Origin of the sequence: Bradyrhizobium sp. SZCCHNRI2009 (assembly GCF_032485115.1) — a bacterium.
In the GTDB taxonomy this organism is placed as follows: Bacteria; Pseudomonadota; Alphaproteobacteria; order Rhizobiales; family Xanthobacteraceae; genus Bradyrhizobium.
This window is the reverse complement of sequence record NZ_JAUEUH010000012.1, coordinates 149,497-167,599: the sequence shown is the minus strand read 5'-3', so window position 1 is coordinate 167,599 and position 18,103 is coordinate 149,497. Positions and strand designations below refer to the sequence as shown.

The window sequence follows — 18,103 nt, the reverse complement described above, 5'->3', positions numbered from 1 at the left end:
GCGAGGCGGTTGGCGGCGACACGGCATGGTTCTCCGTCGACCGCTCTTCATTCGGAGCACGGTCGCGTTGCGAGGAATTGGAATGAGAGCGGCCGCGAACGGCCGCTCCCGCTGGCTGTTGAAATCAGCCGATCTCAATCGGCCCTGTGGCGATTTGCGAGCGCCACCGCATGGTCGCGGATGTCGGCCGGCCAGTCCGCGATCAGCGCGGCGAAGCGGCCGAGATCGCCGGCGAACAGCGCCCGGGAGGCCTCCTCGAATTGCGGCAGGTTGCTACCGATCCCCGACATGAAGTGATAGGCCGCGTCGCGCGCCTCGCGGGCGCGGTCGGTGTCGCCGCTGACGCGGCGGGCGTCGTGGACCAGCTTGCGCAATGCCACCGAGGCGCCGCCCGGCTGCGCGTTCAGCCAGTCCCAGTGCTGCGGCAGCAAGGTGACCTCGCGGGCCACGACCCCGAGCTTCGGCCGGCCGCGGCCGCGCGGCCCGCTCGTCGGCTGGTCTGCGACCGCGCCGGCGTCGACCGGCAGGCGCGCCAGGATCTCCCGGTCGCTGCCGCGCAGATCGAGGTCGATCGGCTGCCCGGTGCGGTCGCTGAAGATCACGATCGGCTCGGTGTTCGGCGCGGCGTGTTTCAGCACCAGCGCCACCTTGGGCAGCGGCCCGGCGGCGACCCGGGTCTGGCCGGCAAACGCGGTGAAAGTGTCCATGGCTTGGTCCCTGTGATGCGCCTAATAAGACCCGGGTGAAATTAAAGTCAATATTACCCGGATAATTATTGTGGCCGCCTCCACTGCCGAGGACGCCTCGCCGAACCCCTCCTGTCCTGCTACGGAACGGCGCCCGCCACCCGATCCGTCCCTGGGAACCCCATGCTGACCGTTCACCACCTCAACAATTCCCGCTCGCAACGCGTGCTCTGGCTGCTCGAGGAGCTCGGCGTGCCCTACGAGATCATTCGCTACGAGCGCCAGCCGGACATGCGCGCGCCCAAGGAGCTGCGCGCCATCCATCCGCTCGGCAAGTCGCCCGTGATCACCGACGACGGCAACACGGTCGCGGAGTCCGGCGCGATCGTCGAATATCTGATCGAGACCTATGGCGAGGGACGGCTGATCCCGCCGCCGAAGACGCCGGAGCGGCTGCGCTATTCGTACTGGCTGCACTACGCCGAGGGCTCGGCGATGCCGCTGCTGCTGCTGAAGCTGCTGTTCAACATCATGCCGAAGCGCGCGCCGGCGCTGCTGCGCCCGATCGTGCGCAAGGTGTCGAACCAGGCCTTGAGCACGCTGGTCAATCCGCAATTGAAGCAGCACATGGCGTTCTGGGAAAGCGAGCTGCAGAAGAGCGAGTGGTTTGCGGGCGATTCGTTCACCGCGGCCGACATCCAGATGAGCTTCCCGCTGCAGGCGGCGGCATCGCGCGGCGGCCTGGAGCAGGGCCATCCGCGGGCGATGGATTTCCTCGCCCGCATCGAGGCACGGCCGGCCTACAAGATCGCGCTGGAGAAAGGCGGGCCCTACGAGGTCGGCCGCTGAGCGCTATTTGGCGGCCGTCGCCGGCGCCGCGGTCGCCGCAATCACCTCGCGCACCAGCCGGGCGACGCCTTTGATGTCCCCGTCCGGATCCACGGAATCGCCGAGCCGGACCACGACCATGCGCTGGCTCGGCATGATCACGAGCCGCTGGCCGAGCAGGCCGAAGGCGAAGAACGCGTCCGCCGGGATGCCGGCGCGCGCCCGTCCCAGCGCGTGAAAATGCTGGCTGCGGTTCGTCCACAGTCCCGCGCCATAGTCGGTGTCCAGCGTTGCGGTCGCCGACATCGCCACCCAGCCCTCGGGCAGGATGCGCTTGTCCCCGGCGACGCCGTCACCGAGATAGAGCAGCCCCAGCTTCGCCCAGTCGCGCGCGCTCGCCAGCATGTTGCCGTAACCTTGCAGCGTGCCGGTGCCGTCGAACTGCAGCGTCGCGCTGCGCATGCCGAGCGGATGGAACAGCTCGCGCCACGCGAGTTCGATCGCCTGCTCGGGACCGCCGGCGGCATCGCGGATGATGCGTGCCAGGATCTGGGTGCTCGCGCTCGAATAGGCCCAGCGCTGGCCGGGCGGCGCGATCAGCGGCGCATGCACCGCGAACGCCGCCATGTCGCGGTGGATGTCCATCTGGCTCGACGGGTCGAAGCCGGAATTGGTCTCGTCCAGCGCCAGGCCTGATGTCATGCGCATCAGCTGCTCGATGGTGATGTCGTGGCGCGGATCTCCGGCTTCGCGCCATTCCGCGACCGGCGCCGGGACCGACGGGCTCAGTCTGCCCTGCCGGGCGAGGATGCCCAGCAGCGCATTGGTGACCGTCTTGGTCATCGAGAAGCCCAGGAGCGGCGTATCGACGCCGATGTTCGGCGCATAGCGCTCCGCGATCAGGCGACCGTCCTTGACGACGACGACCGCCTTGGTGCGGCGGAACGGCGGGTTGGCCGGCTCCTCGAAGGCGTGATCGAGCGCCGCCTTCAGCGCGGGATCGCTGGGCTCCACTGCAGCGCCTTCCGCCAAGTCGGGCAACGCGGGAGCGGGCGCCGCGGCACGCAGCGCAGCGACGTCGGTGTGAGGCACGTAAGGCGGCTTCTGGCCCTGGAGCGTCACGCAACCGAGACCGTCATGATACGTGGCCCGGGTGGCGTGCAGGCCGAGCAGCGACGCCTCCACCATGCGCATGTCCGGCTCCACCCGGTAGCGCATCACGGCCCGCAGCCGGCGCAGACCGGGCCGTTCCATGGTCTCCGCAAACACCGTTTGCGGATCGAAGCCGGAGACGTAGGTCTTGGCGCAGATCATCTCGGCGACCGCGCTGGTCGCGACGCGCAGCGCCCGGTCAGGCCGATAGGTGAGCCACCCCGCCACCAGCAGGGCCGCAAACACCAGCAGACCGACCACGAATCTTCGCAAATGCACCAGAACGTCCGACACCGTCTCGCGGGCGAGCCTCGCTGCGCCCTGGTATGCTTCTAACGCGCCTCGGTCACCACGCCAACGGAGGGAAGCGGGTGCAGGGCCCCGCCGGGCGGCGGCAAATCGTCATCCGGGGCCGCGATGTCCGGCATCGCCTGGGAACCGGCGCCTCAGCGCCCGGCTGCGGTGGCGCCCTTGCTGCGCGGATCCGGCGCGCCGACGAATCCATCCGACGTCACCAGGATGGAGTTGGCCGAGGTCCGTCCCATCGGCTCCTCGAGCTTGTGACCTCGGGCGCGCAGACCGGCGAGCACGTCCTCGGCAAAACCCTTCTCGATTCGGACCTCGTCGGGCATCCATTGGTGATGCAGGCGAGGCGCGGTGACGGCCTGGCGGACGTCCATCCGATAGTCGAGCACGTTGACGACCACCTGCAGCACGGTCGAGATGATGCGGCTGCCGCCCGGCGAGCCGGTGACGAGCACGGGCTTGCCGTCCTTCAGCACGATGGTCGGCGACATCGACGACAGCGGCCGCTTGCCGGGGCCTGGCAGATTGGCCTCGAAGCCGACCAGGCCGAAGGCATTCGAGGCGCCGGGCGCGGCGGTGAAATCGTCGAGCTCGTTGTTGAGCAGCACGCCGGTGCCCTCGGCGACGAGGCCGACGCCATAGGGGAAGTTCAGCGTGTAGGTGTTGCTGACGGCATTTCCGTCATTGTCGACGACCGAAAAATGCGTGGTGTTGCTGCCCTCCCGCAGCGGCGTGGTGTTGAGCACGTCGCCGGCGCTGGTGGCGTGCGCGGGATCGATCCCGGCGCGCTGGCGCGCGGCATAGTCCTTCGACAGCATCGCGCGCACCGGCGCGTCGACGAAGGCGGGGTCGCCGAGATAGCGCGCGCGGTCGGCATAGGCGCGCTTCATCGCCTCGATCAGCAGATGCAGCGAGGCGGGCGAGCCCTGCTTCAGCTCAGCGAGCGGAAAGCCCTCGAGGATGTTCAGCATCTCGACCAGCACGGTGCCGCCCGAGGACGGCAGCGGCATCGACACGATGTCATAGCCGCGATAGGTGCCGCGCACCGGCGTGCGCAGCACCGGCCGGTAGGCCTTGAGATCGTCCGCTGTCATGACGCCGCCGGCATCCTGGATCGCCTTGGCGAGCTGGTCGGCGACCGGCCCTTCATAAAATCCGCGCGGGCCCTGCTCGGCAATGGCGGTGAGCGTCGCCGCCAGATCGCGCTGGATCAGCCGGTCTCCTTCCCTCAGCACCGTGCCATCGGGACGGATGAAGATCGCGGCCGATGATTTCCATTTTGCCAGCCGCGGCGCCATCATCGGCAGGGTGACGGCAACGTCGTCGGCGACGGGGATGCCGTCGCGCGCCAGCACGATCGCCGGATGCAGCACCTGCGCCAGCGTGAACTTGCCCGAGCCGTATTTCTCCAGCGCCAGCGCGAGACCTGCCACCGATCCGGGGACGCCGATCGACAGCGCCGAATCGCGCGACTTGACGTTGTCGGGCTTGCCATCGGCGCCGAGGAAGATGTCGCGCGTGATCGCGGCGGGACCGGTCTCGCGATAGTCGATCGCCACGTCCTCGTTGGTCCTGGCGATGTGGATGACCATGAAGCCGCCGCCGCCGATGTTGCCGGCAACGGGATAGGTGACGGCCATCGCAAAGCCGGTGGCAACGGCGGCATCGACCGCGTTGCCGCCCAGCGCAAGGATGCGCTGGCCGACTTCGGCCGCGATCCGCTCCTGCGCCACCACCATGCCATGTGCGGGCGGCTGCGCCGGCGCGGTGATACCGGGGGGCTGCGGGATATCGAAGGTTTGCGAATCCAGCGCCCGCGCGGGCAGGCAGCCGGCCAGCAACAGCATGAAACCCGCAAGGAGCCGTCGTCGATCAATCGTGAACGTGGTCATCGCAATTCTGCCGTTGCTGACATCCGCCTGGGATCGTCAGATGTTATAGGGCCGCGTCGCCGGCGTAAAACGCAACGCCGTGATCGTCGCGAGATGCGACGCGGTGATTGCAGAGGATTTTCGAATGGCCGTCATCACGATCGAGACCTCTGGTCCTGCCGACGGCCGAATCTATCCCGGGCGCGCGGCCGTCGTCAGCTGGATCTTCTTCGATTGGGCGGCGCAGCCCTACTTCACGCTGATCACGACCTTCGTCTTCGCGCCCTATTTCGCGGCGCATGTCGCGCCGGACGCGGCGAGCGGCCAGGCGCTGTGGGGCTTTGCGACCGCCGCGGCCGGCATCGTCATCGCGCTGCTGTCACCGGTGTTCGGCGCCATCGCCGATGCCACCGGGCGCCGCAAGCCGTGGATCGCGGCGTTCGGCGCGATGCTGGTGATCGGCGCCTCGCTGATGTGGATCGGGCGTCCCGGCGCGCCCGAGCTGATCCCGCCGCTGCTCGCGGCCTATGTGATCGCCACCATCGGTGTCGAGTTCGCCACCGTGTTCAACAACGCGATGATGCCGACCCTGGTGCCGCCGGAACGCATCGGCCGGCTGTCCGGCACCGGATGGGCCACCGGCTATGTCGGCGGCATCCTCTCGCTCGTCATCGTGCTCGGCTTTCTCGCCGCCAATCCCGACAGCGGCCGCACGCTGTTTGGATTCAAGCCGCTGTTCGGGCTCGATCCCGTGAGCCATGAAGGCGACCGCATCTCCGGTCCGCTCACCGGGCTCTGGTTCATCGTGTTCGTATTGCCGATGTTCCTGTTCACACCGGACTTTCCGGCGCGGCACCGGCTGGGCGCGGCCGTGGGCGAGGGGCTTGGTCAACTGAAGCAGACGCTGCGCAGCCTGCCGCAGCAGCGCGACGTCGCGCTCTTTCTCCTCGCCAACATGATCTACACCGATGGGCTGGTGTCGCTGTTCGCTTTCGGCGGCATCTATGCCGCCGGCACGTTCGGCTGGAACACGATCCAGATCGGCACCTTCGGCATCATCCTCGCCGCCGCCGGCGCGTTTGGCGGCTGGCTCGGCGGCAAGCTGGATGACTTTCTCGGGCCGAAGCGCGTGATCGCCGGCAGCATGACGCTGCTGCTGCTCGCGATCATCGCGATTCTCATGGTGAGCCGTGATTCGGTTCTGTTCATTTCGGTTACGCCGGCCGTGCCGGGCGGCCCGCTGTTCGCCTCGCTGCCGGAGCGCGCCTATCTCTTGCTCGGCTGCGTCATCGGCGCCTGCGGCGCGCCGCTGCAGGCGGCCTCGCGCTCGCTGCTGATCCGCATGGTGCCGAAGGAGCGCGTGGCGCAGTATTTCGGTCTGTTCGCGCTCACCGGCAAGGTGACGTCGTTCATCGGCCCGCTGCTGATCGGCATCATCACCGCGGCCACCGCGAGCCAGAAGGCGGGCATGGCCGTGCTGGTGCTGTTCTTTGCGGTGGGGCTAGTGTTGCTGGCGCGGGTGAATGCAGGTGGTCGTGCGGGGCAGGGCGCCTGAAACTTGCTCCGCCGTCATTCCGGGGCGCCCGCAGGGCGAGCCCGGAATCCATACTCACGATCGTGGTTATGGATTCCGGGCCTGCGCCTTGCGGCGCATCCCGGAATGACGGCGGAGATTGTGGGCGCAATCAGTGCCGGAAGTGCCGCACGCCGGTCAGCACCATGGCGATGCCGTGCTCGTCGGCCGCCTTGATGACCTCGTCGTCCTTCACGGAGCCGCCGGGCTGAATGACCGCGGTGGCGCCGGCCTCGATGCAGGCGAGCATGCCGTCGGCGAACGGAAAGAACGCGTCGGAGGCGACCACCGATCCCTTGGTCAGCGGCTCGGCGAGCTTGAGCGCGCTGGCCGCATCCAGCGCCTTGCGCGCGGCGATGCGCGCCGAATCGACCCGGCTCATCTGTCCCGCGCCGATGCCGACTGTCGCCGACTCCTTGGCGTAGACGATGGTGTTCGACTTGACATGCTTGGCGACGCGGAAGGCGAAGCGCAGGTCGCGCAGCTCGGCTTCGGTGGGGGCGCGCTTGGTCACCACCTTCAGCTCCATGTCATCGACGACAGCATTGTCGCGGCTCTGCACCAGCAGGCCGCCGGCCACGGTCTTGGCGGTGAGGCCGGCTTCGCGCGGATCGGGCAGGGCGCCGGCGAGCAGCAGCCGCAGCTTCTTGCGCGCTGCGATCACCGCGATCGCCTCCTCGGTCGCGTCGGGCGCGATGATCACCTCGGTGAAGATGCCGGTGATCGCGTGCGCCGTGGCGGCATCGAGCTTGCGGTTCATCGCGATGATCCCGCCGAACGCCGAGGTCGAGTCACAGGCCAGCGCCTTCTGGTAGGCGGTGACGAGATCGGGCCCTTCGGCGACACCGCAGGGATTGGCGTGCTTGACGATGACACAGGCGGCGGTGCGCGCCGGGTCGAACTCGGCGATGCACTCATAGGCCGCGTCGGTGTCGTTGATGTTGTTGTAGGACAGCTCCTTGCCTTGCAGCTGGCGCGCGGTGGCGACGCCGGGACGGCGGCCGGGCAGCGCGTAGAACGCGGCGTGCTGGTGCGGGTTCTCGCCATAGCGCAGCGACTGGATCAGCTTGCCACCGAAGGCGCGGTAATCGGGCGCGTCGTTCTGGATGGTGGCGGCGAACCAGTTGGAGATCGCGGCATCATAGGCGGCGGTGCGCGCATAGGCCTTGGCGGCAAGCCGGCGGCGCAGCAGCAGCGTGGTCGAACCCTCATGCCGCGCCAGGTCGTCCAGCACGGCGTGATAGTCGTTGACGTCGACGACGACGGCGACGTCCTCGTGGTTCTTCGACGCCGCGCGGATCATCGCCGGGCCGCCGATGTCGATGTTCTCGATGCAGTCGTTGAACGGGGCGCCGCGTTCGACCGTGGCCTCAAACGGGTAGAGATTGACGACGAGCAGATCGATCGGCGCGATGCCGTGGGTCTTCATCGCCTCGGCATGCTCATCATTGCCGCGGATCGCGAGCAGTCCGCCATGCACCTTCGGATGCAGCGTCTTGACGCGGCCGTCCATCATCTCGGGAAAGCCGGTGAGGTCGGAGACGTCCTTCACCTTGAGGCCGGCATCGGCAATCGCCTTGGCGGTGCCGCCGGTCGAGACCAGCTCGATGCCGCGCGCGGCGAGCGAGCGGGCGAAGTCGACCAGGCCGGTCTTGTCGGATACGGAAAGCAGGGCACGGTGAACGCGACGAAGCTGATTGGTCATGGGCAGAGTCCTTGTGCAGGAGTTCAAAATGCCCAGGCGCACGGCGTCAAATCCCGCGCTCCCCGATGGTGCTCCATCCAAAGTCGCCAGTCGCGCGAGAGCGGGCCTCATATCAGCTTTTGCCGCCCGCGACAACGGGTGGGCGATCGAACGATCACCTTGGCCGCACGTCTCACGATGAGCCGCCCGAACGTCGGCCGCGTTCCGAGGGCCCGCCGAAGGCGGACGTCTCGACGGACGGTGATGTGAGATGATCTGAGAAGCGACCGGCCCGGTGTTACAGCGGCAGCTCAGGCTCTCTCCGCCCGTTGCGGCGCCCGTTGGTCTCGGTCGGGGACGCCGACGAGCGGACGAAGCTCCAGCGGATCGACGGGGCCTGCTGCGCGTCCTGCCGGATCACCAGTTGGGTGGTGCGGCGCGGACCGTCATTGCCGGCGAGAAACACGCTGTCCTCGAGGTCGACGCGATCGTCGAACGTCTCGAACGTCCAGACCTCGCGATTGGGCAGCACCAGCATGGCGCCGCGGCCGTCGCTGAGCCGGCTGGCCTTGACGGCCGGGTGCAGGTGGAAGCGCAGCGCGTAGTCCGATCCGCCGCCGCGGAGCCGCGCGCCCTGCGCCGGCGTCACGGTGTCCTCGCCGTCGAGCCGCGAGCCGTCCTCCGCCGCCACCAGCACGCGGCGATGGATCAGGCCGAATTTCGCCGCGTAGCCGTTGTGCGAGGTCGACAGCACGGTGCCGTCGGGCACGATCTCGCGGAAGTTCTCGACCCGCGTCGGACCCGATACGATCGGCGCGCCGTGCAGCAGGCGCTTCATCGCCGACATCTCGACGAAGGTGCAGGACGAGGTGTTGTGGTAGGTCAGCGTCGAATGCGCCACCGTGCTGCGCGCGAAGGCACGCCAATTATCGCGGCCGGTCGACGGCATGCCGCAATTGATCACGATGCGGCACGGTCCGGAGGACATCTCGAAGGCGAGGCAGCCGGCATGGGCCTCATGGCTCAGATGCGGTGGCGGCGGCGGACCGGTATCGACGATCACCGTCATCGGTCCGGCGTCGAGCCGCTGGAAACCGGAATGCGGCATGCTCGCCATCGGCGTGCCGTGGGTGTCGTCGTAGGCGAGCAGGGTCGCCAGCAGGTCGGACGGGGTGCCGCCCATGCCATTGAACAGCGCCATGTTGCCGTCGCCGTGGCGGAAGAAGCGCAGCATCGGCATCATGCGGTCGATGGCGTTGAGCAGCGCCGGCGGCGGGGCGATGTTGCGGGCCGCAAACGTCTGCCGCAGCGGCAGCAGGTCGATCAGCAATTCGATCAGCGCGCCCGGGTTGCGCGAGACGTGGCCGCCATCGGGCAGGATCTGCCGCTGCAATTCGTCGGAGAGTTTCCGGGTCGCGCTGCGGATGTGCTTGGCCTGGTTGGCGAGGCACAGCGCGGCGTAACACAGTGCGATCAGCACCTGCAGCCGCGGCGCGCCATCCGGGATGTCGATCGTCGAATAGCGCAGATAGCGGATCTCGCGGGTCAGCCCGCGCAGATAGCGGCGGTAGAACTTGCCGTCGGAATCGGCCAGCACCAGCGGCGCCTGCGACAGCAGCGAGATCACCCGCCGCGCCAGCACGTCGGCGCGCCGGCTCAGCGGATGGCGGCCGATCTGGTTGGTGATCCAGTCGTCGACCAGAGCACGGGCATTGGCGCGGGTCAGCGCGGTGTCGGCTGCGCGCAGATGTCGCAGCCAGCCGAAGCCGAGCAGGGCCACCTCCCAGTCCTCGGACGGCGGCTCCAGGTCGAAGATCGAGCGGCCATGGCAGGTCACGATCTTGCCGGCGAAGACGAAGCGGCCGGCGTAGATCTCGGCCGCCCGCGTCGCGTCCGACGTGCGCAGGTCATGCGGCGCAATGATGAGTCGGTCGGCGCGACCGGGCCACAACCCGGACACGGATACCGATACACCGCTGACGTTGGACATCAGGCTGCGCGCAAAGCGGCCCATCACCAGCGTCGATATGCGTCTGCGTTGAGCGGCGGACACGCCAAGCCTTGGATTCAGAGGGGGATTCGGTTGCGCATCCTTCATAGATCGCAACTGCCGCCGATACACCATTTTTGGCCCCGGTGCAGCACCATCGCGGGACCAGAATCTGGTGCAAAATCAGGATTTAACGGACTAACGCAACGCCGACGCCCTTAAAGCCCGACCGACGCAGGGCCGGCGCACGGCGCACGATGACACGCTCACGGCCGCCGCTCCAGTCTCGCCGCATAAAAACCATCGAGACCGCCAAGCCGGGGGTCCTGGTGCGGCAAATGGCAGGGCAGCGTGCGCAGGTCGCCGGCCGGGGTGACCAGCTCGGCCAGTCCTGCCACCTCGCCGGCGGTGACGGGGACGCGGCGCAGCTCGGTGGTTTCGGCCAGCACGCGCTCGACCACCTGCTCGCCCTCCTCGGGCTCCAGCGAACAGGTGCAGTAGACCAGGGTTCCGCCCGGCTTGATCAGGCTGCCCGCCCTGGTCAACAGCCGCGCCTGCAAGCCCGACAACGCGGCGATGTCGGCCTCGCTGCGCAACCAGCCGACGTCGGGATGACGCCGAATCGTGCCGGTCGAGGTGCAGGGCGCATCGAGCAGCAGGCCGTCGAAGCCGCCGCTGTCGGCGGGCTGCCATTCGGCGGCGTCGGCCACGACCGTCTCGGCGGTCAGCTGCAGCCGGGTCATGTTGTCCTTCAGCCGGTTCATCCGGGCCGGCGACCGGTCGACCGCGGTGACGCGGGCGCCGGCATGGGCGAGCTGAGCCGTCTTGCCGCCTGGCGCCGCGCAGAGGTCGGCGACGGCCTTGCCGCTGATGTCGCCGAGCAGGCGCGCAGGCAAGGCGGCGGCGGCGTCCTGCACCCACCATTGTCCCTCGGCGAAGCCCGGCAGCACCGTCACCGAACCATGCAGCACGGTGCGCACGGTGCCGGTCGACAGCACCTCACCATGCAGCCGCGACGCCCATTGCGCCGGGTCCGACTTCACCGTGAGGTCGAGCGACGGCTCCTGGCCGAGCGCCGCGGCGATGTCCCTGGCGGTCGCTTCGCCATAATGATCGATCCAGCGCTTGAGCAGCCAGGGCGCGATGTCGAGCGGCTGACCGGTGGCATCGTCGAGCAGGGTTGCGCCCTCGCGCGCGCAGCGCCGCAGCACCGCGTTGACGAGCCCGGCATATTTCGCTGCGCGGCGGTCGGCCTGCACCAGGCGGACGGAGAGGTCGACGGCGGCGTGGTCAGGAACGTCCATCCAGAGGATCTGGGCGGCGCCGATCAGCAGCGCGCTCTGCGCCCGCGGCGCGTCGGTCGGCACGCCGCGATCCAGCAGCCGCGACAGCACGTGACCGAGCGTTCCAAGCCGCCGCAAGGTGGTGGCGACCAGCCGCCGCATCAGCGCGCGGTCGCGGTCGGCCAGATGCTTCAGTCCGGGATGTGCGCCGGTCCCGTCGAGCTGATCGTCGAGGGTGCGATGCTTGTGCAGCACGCCGTCGACCACGTCGGCGGCGATGCGCCGTGCCGCCAGGCCTGGGACTTCGGAAGGGGTCGCAAAACGCGGCGGAGGCATGCCTGGGAATTACTCGCGAAAGAAGAAAGGCAGTTCCGCGACCATCGGGTGCATGCCATCAGCTTGCGGGTCCTCTGTCACCGGAATATGCCAAATGTAAGAATCGGCTCTGCTTTTATTAGCCCTGTTTTTTCATGGGTGGGCACACGATCTGATGAGGTCGGGAACGAACCGGTTCAATGGTGGAATGGTACGATGAGCAACGAGCCCGAGAATGAGCCCAGGAGTGAGCCGAAGGGCAAGGCCGCTTTGGCCGTGGTCGCCAGCAATGAGTCGCCGCGCAAGCCGCTGACGCCGGCCGCGCAGCGCGCGCTGGCCGAGGCTGAGGAACGCCGCCGACTGGCAGCACAACAGACGAAGCCGATGCCGACGGAGTTGCAGGGGCCGAAAGGGCCGGAGCCGACCCGGTACGGCGACTGGGAGAGAAAGGGACTCATCTCGGACTTCTGACGGGATCTCGGCGCGCGGCTTGCGTTGTTCGGCGCCGGGGTTGCCGGTCCCGCGTTCTCCGCACTCGCGTATCGCAGCGGTGACTCAGCGCGTGACCACCACCGTCGTGCCGATCGACACGCGCTCGTAGAGGTCGGTGATATCCGGGTTGAGCATGCGGATGCAGCCGTAGGACACGTAGCCGCCCACCGAATTCGGCACGTTGGTGCCGTGGATCGCATATTCGCCGCCGGCGAGCGTCAAGGCGGCAACGCCCATCGGATTGCGCGGCGAGCCGCCGGGAATGACGTCCGGCAGCTCCGGCTTGTCGCGCTTGACGTCGGCGGGCGGAGCCCAGGCCGGATTCTTGTACTTGCCGTCGATCTTGGTGGTGCCGGCCCATTGCCGGCCGGCCTTGCCGACGCCGACCGTGTAGCGCAAGGCGTGGCTGCCATCGAGCACGAGATAGAGTTTCCGCTCGCCGGTCCTCACGACGATGGTGCCCGGCGAAAAGTCGCCGGCGACGGCGACCAACTCGGGACGGGCCGACGCAGAGCCGGCCGTCGTGACCATGGTTCCGATCACCGACGCGGCCAGCATCGCCGCCTTCATTGTCAGCCTGACCGCCCCAGTCCGCATGGTCATCCCCTCAGCCGGTTCCGCGGCGCCTGCTCCCCGGCCGGGAGCACGCAGATCGCATGAGGAAAGGAAAACTCCGTCTGCGAGTAAATGACCTGAAAACAACACTCCCGCGGAATCAGCCGCGGGAGTGCGATGAGACTTGACGATTGCGGCGAACGCGCTTGGCGCCCGCGGGGCACGGCGTGCTTACGCCTGCTTCTCCTTGCGGTTCTGCCGGTGCTGGACGAGATCATCGACCACGCCGGGATCGGCAAGGGTCGAGGTGTCGCCCAGCGCGCCCGGCTCGTCCTCGGCGATCTTGCGCAGGATGCGGCGCATGATCTTGCCGGAGCGGGTCTTGGGCAGGCCGGGGGCGAACTGGATCTGGTCGGGCGAGGCGATCGGGCCGATCTCCTTGCGCACCCAGGCAACGAGCTCCTTGCGCAGCTCCTCGGTCGGCTGCTCGCCGGCCATCAGGGTGACATAGGCGTAGATGCCCTGGCCCTTGATGTCGTGGGGATAGCCGACCACGGCGGCTTCCGACACCTTGGGATGGGCAACCAGCGCGCTTTCCACCTCGGCCGTTCCCATGCGGTGGCCGGAGACGTTGATGACGTCGTCGACGCGGCCGGTGATCCAGTAATAGCCGTCGGCGTCGCGGCGACAGCCGTCGCCGGTGAAGTACTTGCCCTTGTAGGTCGAGAAGTAGGTCATCTCGAACCGGGCATGGTCGCCATACACCGTGCGCATCTGGCCCGGCCAGGACCGGGTGAGGCAGAGATTGCCCTCGGTCGCGCCTTCCAGCGTCTTGCCGTCGGCATCGACGATCTCGGGCACGACGCCGAAGAACGGCCGCGTCGCGGAGCCCGGCTTCAGTCTGGTCGCGCCCGGCAGCGGCGTGATCAGGATGCCGCCGGTCTCGGTCTGCCACCAGGTGTCGACGATCGGGCAGCGGTCGTCGCCGACGACGCGGTGATACCACTCCCAGGCTTCCGGATTGATCGGCTCGCCGACCGAGCCGAGCAGGCGCAGAGACGCGCGCGAGGTCTTCTTCACCGGCGCGTCGCCGCCCTGCATCAGCGCGCGGATCGCGGTCGGCGCGGTGTAGAAGATGTTGACCTTGTGCTTGTCGATGACGTTCCAGAACCGCGAATTGTCCGGATAGTTCGGCACGCCTTCGAACATCAGCGTGACAGCGCCATTGGCCAGCGGCCCATAGAGGATGTAGCTGTGACCGGTGACCCAGCCGACGTCGGCGGTGCACCAGTAGACGTCGCCCTCGTGATAGTCGAACACGTATTGATGCGTCATCGCGGCGTAGACGAGATAGCCGCCGGTGGTGTGCAGCACGCCCTTGGGCTGGCCGGTCGAGCCCGAGGTGTAGAGGATGAACAGCGGATCCTCCGCATTCATCGGCTCGCACGGGCATTCGGTGGTCACCATCTCGGCGGCCTCGTGGTACCAGAGGTCGCGGCTCGGATTCATCTCGATCTTGCCGCCGGTGCGCTTGACCACGACGACCCAGTCGACATTGTCGACCTTGTTCAGCGCTGCGTCGACATTGGCCTTGAGCGGCACCTTGCGGCCGCCGCGCAGGCCCTCGTCGGCGGTGATGATGATCTTGGAATCGCAGTCCTTGATGCGCTGGGCGAGCGAGTCCGGCGAGAAGCCGGCGAACACCACCGAGTGGATGGCGCCGATGCGGGCGCAGGCCAGCATCGCATAGGCGGCCTCCGGGATCATCGGCAGATAGATGGTGACGCGGTCGCCCTTCTTGACGTTGCGGTTGCGCAGGATGTTGGCCATCCTGCACACCTCGTCGTGCAGCTCGCGATAGGTGATGTGCTTCGACTGCGAGGGGTCGTCGCCTTCCCAGATGATCGCGGTCTGGTCGCCGCGGGTGGCGAGATGGCGGTCGATGCAGTTATAGGCGGCGTTGAGGACGCCGTCCTCGAACCATTTGATCGAGATGTTGCCGGGTGCGTAGGAGACGTTCTCGATTCTCGTCGGCGCCTTGACCCAATCGACGCGCCTGGCCTGCTCGGCCCAGAAGCCGTTGGGGTCCTTGATCGAGCGCGCGTACATCTCCTGGTACTTCGCGTCGTCGACAAAGGCGCGTTTCGCCCACTCGGCCGGAACGTCGTAGATCTTCTCGGACATTTCACACCCTCCACATGCGGCCTGCCGTCGATCCCGCGCAGGCCATCGTTGTTCCCACTATGCGTCCGCGTAACCGGCGGCGACAAGGCAAGACAAGTAGGACCTTCGGCGGGGAGGCGGTCTGAGCAGGATCAAAGAATTGTGCGCGGAGGTTGCGTGCGCCGGCTGCGCCTCGGAGGTCGCTACAGTCTGCAGCATCAAGGTTACCCGGAATCGGGGCGCGTACCGGTATTTTGAAACCGCTTTGCCCAAAATTAGGGACTCGCTATCCGGCCCGTCACGCCCTAAATCGCCTTGAAGCTGTGGATAACCCGGCCGGAACCAAACCGGACTCCGGGGCATTGAGCGGATGAAAACGACGGCAGGGCGTCTAAAGCAATGATGGACCAGCAGAATTTCGAGAGCCCGCGGGTCGGCCCGGCCGATCCCGAGGTCGCGCTCGCGAAAGCGCTGGGCCAGTGGCCGCCCAAGCCGCCGCGCCGCAAGCTGAGCTTGAAGGATCTGGCCCACGCCAAGACCGCCGACGCGCAAGGCAATGCCAAGACCTCGGTCGAGGAACTCGCCAAGCGCATCGGGCTGAAGCTCGGCGACCAGACCGCGCTGACCATCCGCCGCATCAGGCGGGGCAAGAGCTATACCTTCATCCGCGCCAACGGCACCCCGATCCGCCACGCCGGCACCATCCGCCGCCTGCACGCGATGGCGGTGCCGCCGGCCTATCGCGAGGTGCGCTACGCCCCCGATCCGAACCTGCATCTGCAGGCGGTTGGCGTCGATGCCGCCGGCCGGCTGCAATACCGCTATCACGCCGACTGGGAGAAGGTGCGCGAGCATCGCAAGGCGCATCGCCTCGCCAAGCTGGTCGGCGCGCTGCCGCGCATCCGTCGCGCGGTGTCGAAACATCTCGCCGGCGACCAGCCGACGCGCGAGTTCGCGCTCGCTGCTGTCATCGAGCTGATCGCGCGCACGGCCATTCGCCCCGGCAACGAGTCCTATGCCCGGCTGAACGGCACGCGCGGCGCCACCACACTGTTGAAGTCGAACGTCACGCTCGAGGATGACTCCCTGGTGCTGACCTTCAAGGCCAAGGGCGGCAAGGCCGTGCGCAAGGAATGCGACGCCGCCAAGCTGGTGCGGGCCGTCGGCATTTTGCGCGGCGTGCCCGGCCGTCGCATGTTCCAATACCGCGACGCCCAGGGCGTGGTGCGCGCGGTCTCGACCACACAGGTCAACGCCTTCCTGCGCGAGATCGCCGGCATCAAGATCTCGCTGAAGGATTTCCGCACGCTGATGGCCTCCGCCGTGGCGCTGGAGACCTTGTCGCGGATCACGCCGGCGGCGAGCGCGCGCGGCCGCAAGAAGCAGATCCTGGAAGCGATCCGCGCCGCCGCCGACGAGCTCACCAACACGCCGGCGATCTGCCGCAAGAGCTACGTGCACGACACCATCGTCACGGCGTTCGAGGACGGCATCCTCGAACGCTTCGCCGCCACCATGAAGGGCCAGCGCTCGCAGACGCGGCGCGAGCAATTGCTGGCGCAGGTGGTGACGGCGGTCTCGGCCTGACGCCGCAATTCATCAAGCCTGGCAGCGCGGCCCGATCTTGGCCGACGCAAGGAAGCGGGCGATCGGATCGAGCTGCCGGCACGGCGCCGCCGCGCTCTTCACCGGCGCGGCCTCGCGCTTGGCCGGCCGCAGCACGGTCGACTTGCTGGCCGGCTTGGCGCGGCGGGCAGCCGACGCACCACGTCCCTCCGCGCGCACGGCCCGCGAGAGCAGCGGCAGCCGTGCGCCTTCGTTGAGATCGAGCGGCGGTGTTTCGAAACTGCGATCGGACTCGTTCAACGTATCAACGCCGGGAATGGGCTCGCGGATCAGCGACGACGTCGCTTCGCCCGCGATGTCGCCGGGCGATACCGCGGCAAGCACCATCTTCGTTGCAAGCAAGCAGCAGATTATCACGAGGCAGAACCCCGCAATCCAGATCGTTCTGTTCACTGTAGGAAACCCCCGCCGATCGCGCCGGACAGTGCGGGACATCCCCTTCCCGCAGCCGGCGCCGTGCCGACCAATCAACCTTAAGAAAGTCTTACTCGCAATGTTTTCGGCAGGTTCGGCCGGGCTCGGCTCGCATTGTAGTTAATGGCGACGATGATCGGTCATCGGCGTCGGCCAATGACCGACAGAGAGCTGATCAGTTCGCAGCAGGCTGCGACATTGCGGCGCGGATCTCGTTCAATGAGTCGGCGAGACGATCTCGATCGCCGCAGGTTTCACGGATCACGTTAAATTATGCGCCGAAACTCGCTTCCGAACGCGGCGTAGCTCGGCCTGACACGACGCAAGAGCACATCCGCTCAAGATCAGCATCGGTGTCGCAGTCGAACTCATCACGCGGCTCTGCCGCCGCCTTTCATAGGGAGCTACCCATGTCCAAGCGCATTGCCTTTCTCGCTGCCGCCGCCTTCAGCGCGCTGTCGCTGACCTCGACCTTCGTCGCGCCGGCGCGCGCCGAGGAGAAGACCGTGATGGTCGGAGGCGCGGCGATGTATCCGTCCAAGAACATCGTGCAGAACGCGGTCAACTCGAAGGATCATACGACGCTGGTCGCCGCGGTGAAGGCCGCCGGCCTCGTGCCGACGCTGGAAGGCAAGGGTCCGTTCACGGTGTTCGCGCCGACCAATACCGCGTTCGGCAAGCTGCCGGCCGGCACCGTCGACAGCCTCGTCAAGCCGGAGAACAAGGCGACGCTGACCAAGATCCTCACCTATCACGTCGTGCCCGGCAAGCTCGAGGCGTCCGACCTGAAGGACGGCCAGATGCTGAAGACGGTCGAGGGCGAGCAGCTCACCGTCAAGCGCGAGGGCAAGAACGTCATGATCGTTGACGCCAAGGGCGGCACCTCGATGGTGACGATCCCGAACGTCAACCAGTCGAACGGCGTCATCCACGTGGTCGACACCGTGCTGATGCCGGCGTCCTGAGGCCCGGCGCGACACCGGACACATCCGTTTCTTCCTCCTCCTCGCGGATGTGACCAGGAGCGAGCCGGGCCACCCCCCGGCTCGCTTTTTTGTGAACGCGATAGTTTCTGCGTATCGTTTTGATCGGCGCCGCGGTGTAACGGAGCCCGCCGAGCCGGCGTATAATTGGCGTGACGAATGCAAGCGACGGAGCCGACCGC

Annotated in this window: 14 protein-coding genes and 1 riboswitch; of the genes, 5 read left to right on the top strand and 9 right to left on the bottom strand. The window is 67.5% G+C overall.

The features are described from left to right. Nucleotides 1-134: 134 nt before the first annotated feature. Nucleotides 135-707, bottom strand: coding sequence for a DUF2239 family protein (locus QX041_RS31760; protein ID WP_315825745.1), 573 nt, complete (start codon nucleotides 705-707; stop codon nucleotides 135-137). Between the two features lie 162 nt (nucleotides 708-869). Here QX041_RS31760 and QX041_RS31755 point away from each other — a divergent pair, with 162 nt between their 5' ends. Then, nucleotides 870-1,535 carry a glutathione S-transferase gene (locus tag QX041_RS31755; protein ID WP_315715866.1) on the top strand — a complete coding sequence of 222 codons (666 nt, stop codon included), beginning with the start codon at nucleotides 870-872 and terminating at the stop codon, nucleotides 1,533-1,535. 3 nt (nucleotides 1,536-1,538) lie between these two features. On the opposite strand, the gene QX041_RS31750 is transcribed toward QX041_RS31755, so the two are convergent. Then, nucleotides 1,539-2,945 (bottom strand): serine hydrolase, encoded by a 1,407-nt coding sequence (locus tag QX041_RS31750; RefSeq protein ID WP_315750587.1) that lies wholly within the window; start codon nucleotides 2,943-2,945, stop codon nucleotides 1,539-1,541. A 167-nt stretch (nucleotides 2,946-3,112) separates the two neighbouring features. After that, nucleotides 3,113-4,864: a gamma-glutamyltransferase gene (gene ggt, locus QX041_RS31745; protein WP_410051906.1), complete on the bottom strand. Its 1,752-nt coding sequence runs from the start codon at nucleotides 4,862-4,864 to the stop codon at nucleotides 3,113-3,115. Between the two features lie 124 nt (nucleotides 4,865-4,988). Between ggt and QX041_RS31740 the strand changes: the two genes are divergently transcribed. After that, nucleotides 4,989-6,398 (top strand): MFS transporter, encoded by a 1,410-nt coding sequence (locus QX041_RS31740; RefSeq protein ID WP_316167797.1) that lies wholly within the window; start codon nucleotides 4,989-4,991, stop codon nucleotides 6,396-6,398. 130 nt (nucleotides 6,399-6,528) lie between these two features. Here QX041_RS31740 and purH read toward each other — a convergent pair whose 3' ends face one another. The 3 genes from purH to QX041_RS31725 all read right to left on the bottom strand — a co-directional run bounded on the left by purH (nucleotide 6,529) and on the right by QX041_RS31725 (nucleotide 11,709). Then, nucleotides 6,529-8,121: a bifunctional phosphoribosylaminoimidazolecarboxamide formyltransferase/IMP cyclohydrolase gene (gene purH, locus QX041_RS31735; protein WP_315825747.1), complete on the bottom strand. Its 1,593-nt coding sequence runs from the start codon at nucleotides 8,119-8,121 to the stop codon at nucleotides 6,529-6,531. A 23-nt stretch (nucleotides 8,122-8,144) separates the two neighbouring features. Further along, nucleotides 8,145-8,225: riboswitch (ZMP/ZTP riboswitch) on the bottom strand. 173 nt (nucleotides 8,226-8,398) lie between these two features. Continuing rightward, nucleotides 8,399-10,114, bottom strand: a complete 1,716-nt coding sequence (locus tag QX041_RS31730) for a heparinase II/III family protein (RefSeq protein WP_315750590.1) — start codon at nucleotides 10,112-10,114, stop codon at nucleotides 8,399-8,401. Between the two features lie 242 nt (nucleotides 10,115-10,356). Beyond that, nucleotides 10,357-11,709, bottom strand: coding sequence for an RsmB/NOP family class I SAM-dependent RNA methyltransferase (locus QX041_RS31725; protein WP_315750591.1), 1,353 nt, complete (start codon nucleotides 11,707-11,709; stop codon nucleotides 10,357-10,359). 255 nt (nucleotides 11,710-11,964) lie between these two features. Between QX041_RS31725 and QX041_RS31720 the strand changes: the two genes are divergently transcribed. Continuing rightward, nucleotides 11,965-12,159: a DUF1674 domain-containing protein gene (locus QX041_RS31720; protein ID WP_316167822.1), complete on the top strand. Its 195-nt coding sequence runs from the start codon at nucleotides 11,965-11,967 to the stop codon at nucleotides 12,157-12,159. 84 nt (nucleotides 12,160-12,243) lie between these two features. Here the strand turns inward: QX041_RS31720 and QX041_RS31715 are convergent, their stop codons facing one another. Together QX041_RS31715 and acs are read right to left on the bottom strand one after the other, a co-directional pair. After that, complete coding sequence (locus QX041_RS31715) at nucleotides 12,244-12,738, bottom strand: L,D-transpeptidase (protein WP_409998633.1); 495 nt, start codon at nucleotides 12,736-12,738, stop codon at nucleotides 12,244-12,246. A 228-nt stretch (nucleotides 12,739-12,966) separates the two neighbouring features. Next, nucleotides 12,967-14,919 carry an acetate--CoA ligase gene (gene acs, locus QX041_RS31710; RefSeq protein ID WP_315715872.1) on the bottom strand — a complete coding sequence of 651 codons (1,953 nt, stop codon included), beginning with the start codon at nucleotides 14,917-14,919 and terminating at the stop codon, nucleotides 12,967-12,969. Between the two features lie 378 nt (nucleotides 14,920-15,297). Between acs and QX041_RS31705 the strand changes: the two genes are divergently transcribed. Beyond that, nucleotides 15,298-16,485 carry a DNA topoisomerase IB gene (locus QX041_RS31705; protein WP_315750595.1) on the top strand — a complete coding sequence of 396 codons (1,188 nt, stop codon included), beginning with the start codon at nucleotides 15,298-15,300 and terminating at the stop codon, nucleotides 16,483-16,485. A 12-nt stretch (nucleotides 16,486-16,497) separates the two neighbouring features. Here QX041_RS31705 and QX041_RS31700 read toward each other — a convergent pair whose 3' ends face one another. Next, nucleotides 16,498-16,866, bottom strand: a complete 369-nt coding sequence (locus tag QX041_RS31700) for a hypothetical protein (protein WP_316167795.1) — start codon at nucleotides 16,864-16,866, stop codon at nucleotides 16,498-16,500. 482 nt (nucleotides 16,867-17,348) lie between these two features. On the opposite strand from QX041_RS31700, the gene QX041_RS31695 reads away from it, so the two are divergent. After that, complete coding sequence (locus QX041_RS31695; protein ID WP_315750597.1) at nucleotides 17,349-17,903, top strand: fasciclin domain-containing protein; 555 nt, start codon at nucleotides 17,349-17,351, stop codon at nucleotides 17,901-17,903. Nucleotides 17,904-18,103 lie beyond the last annotated feature (200 nt).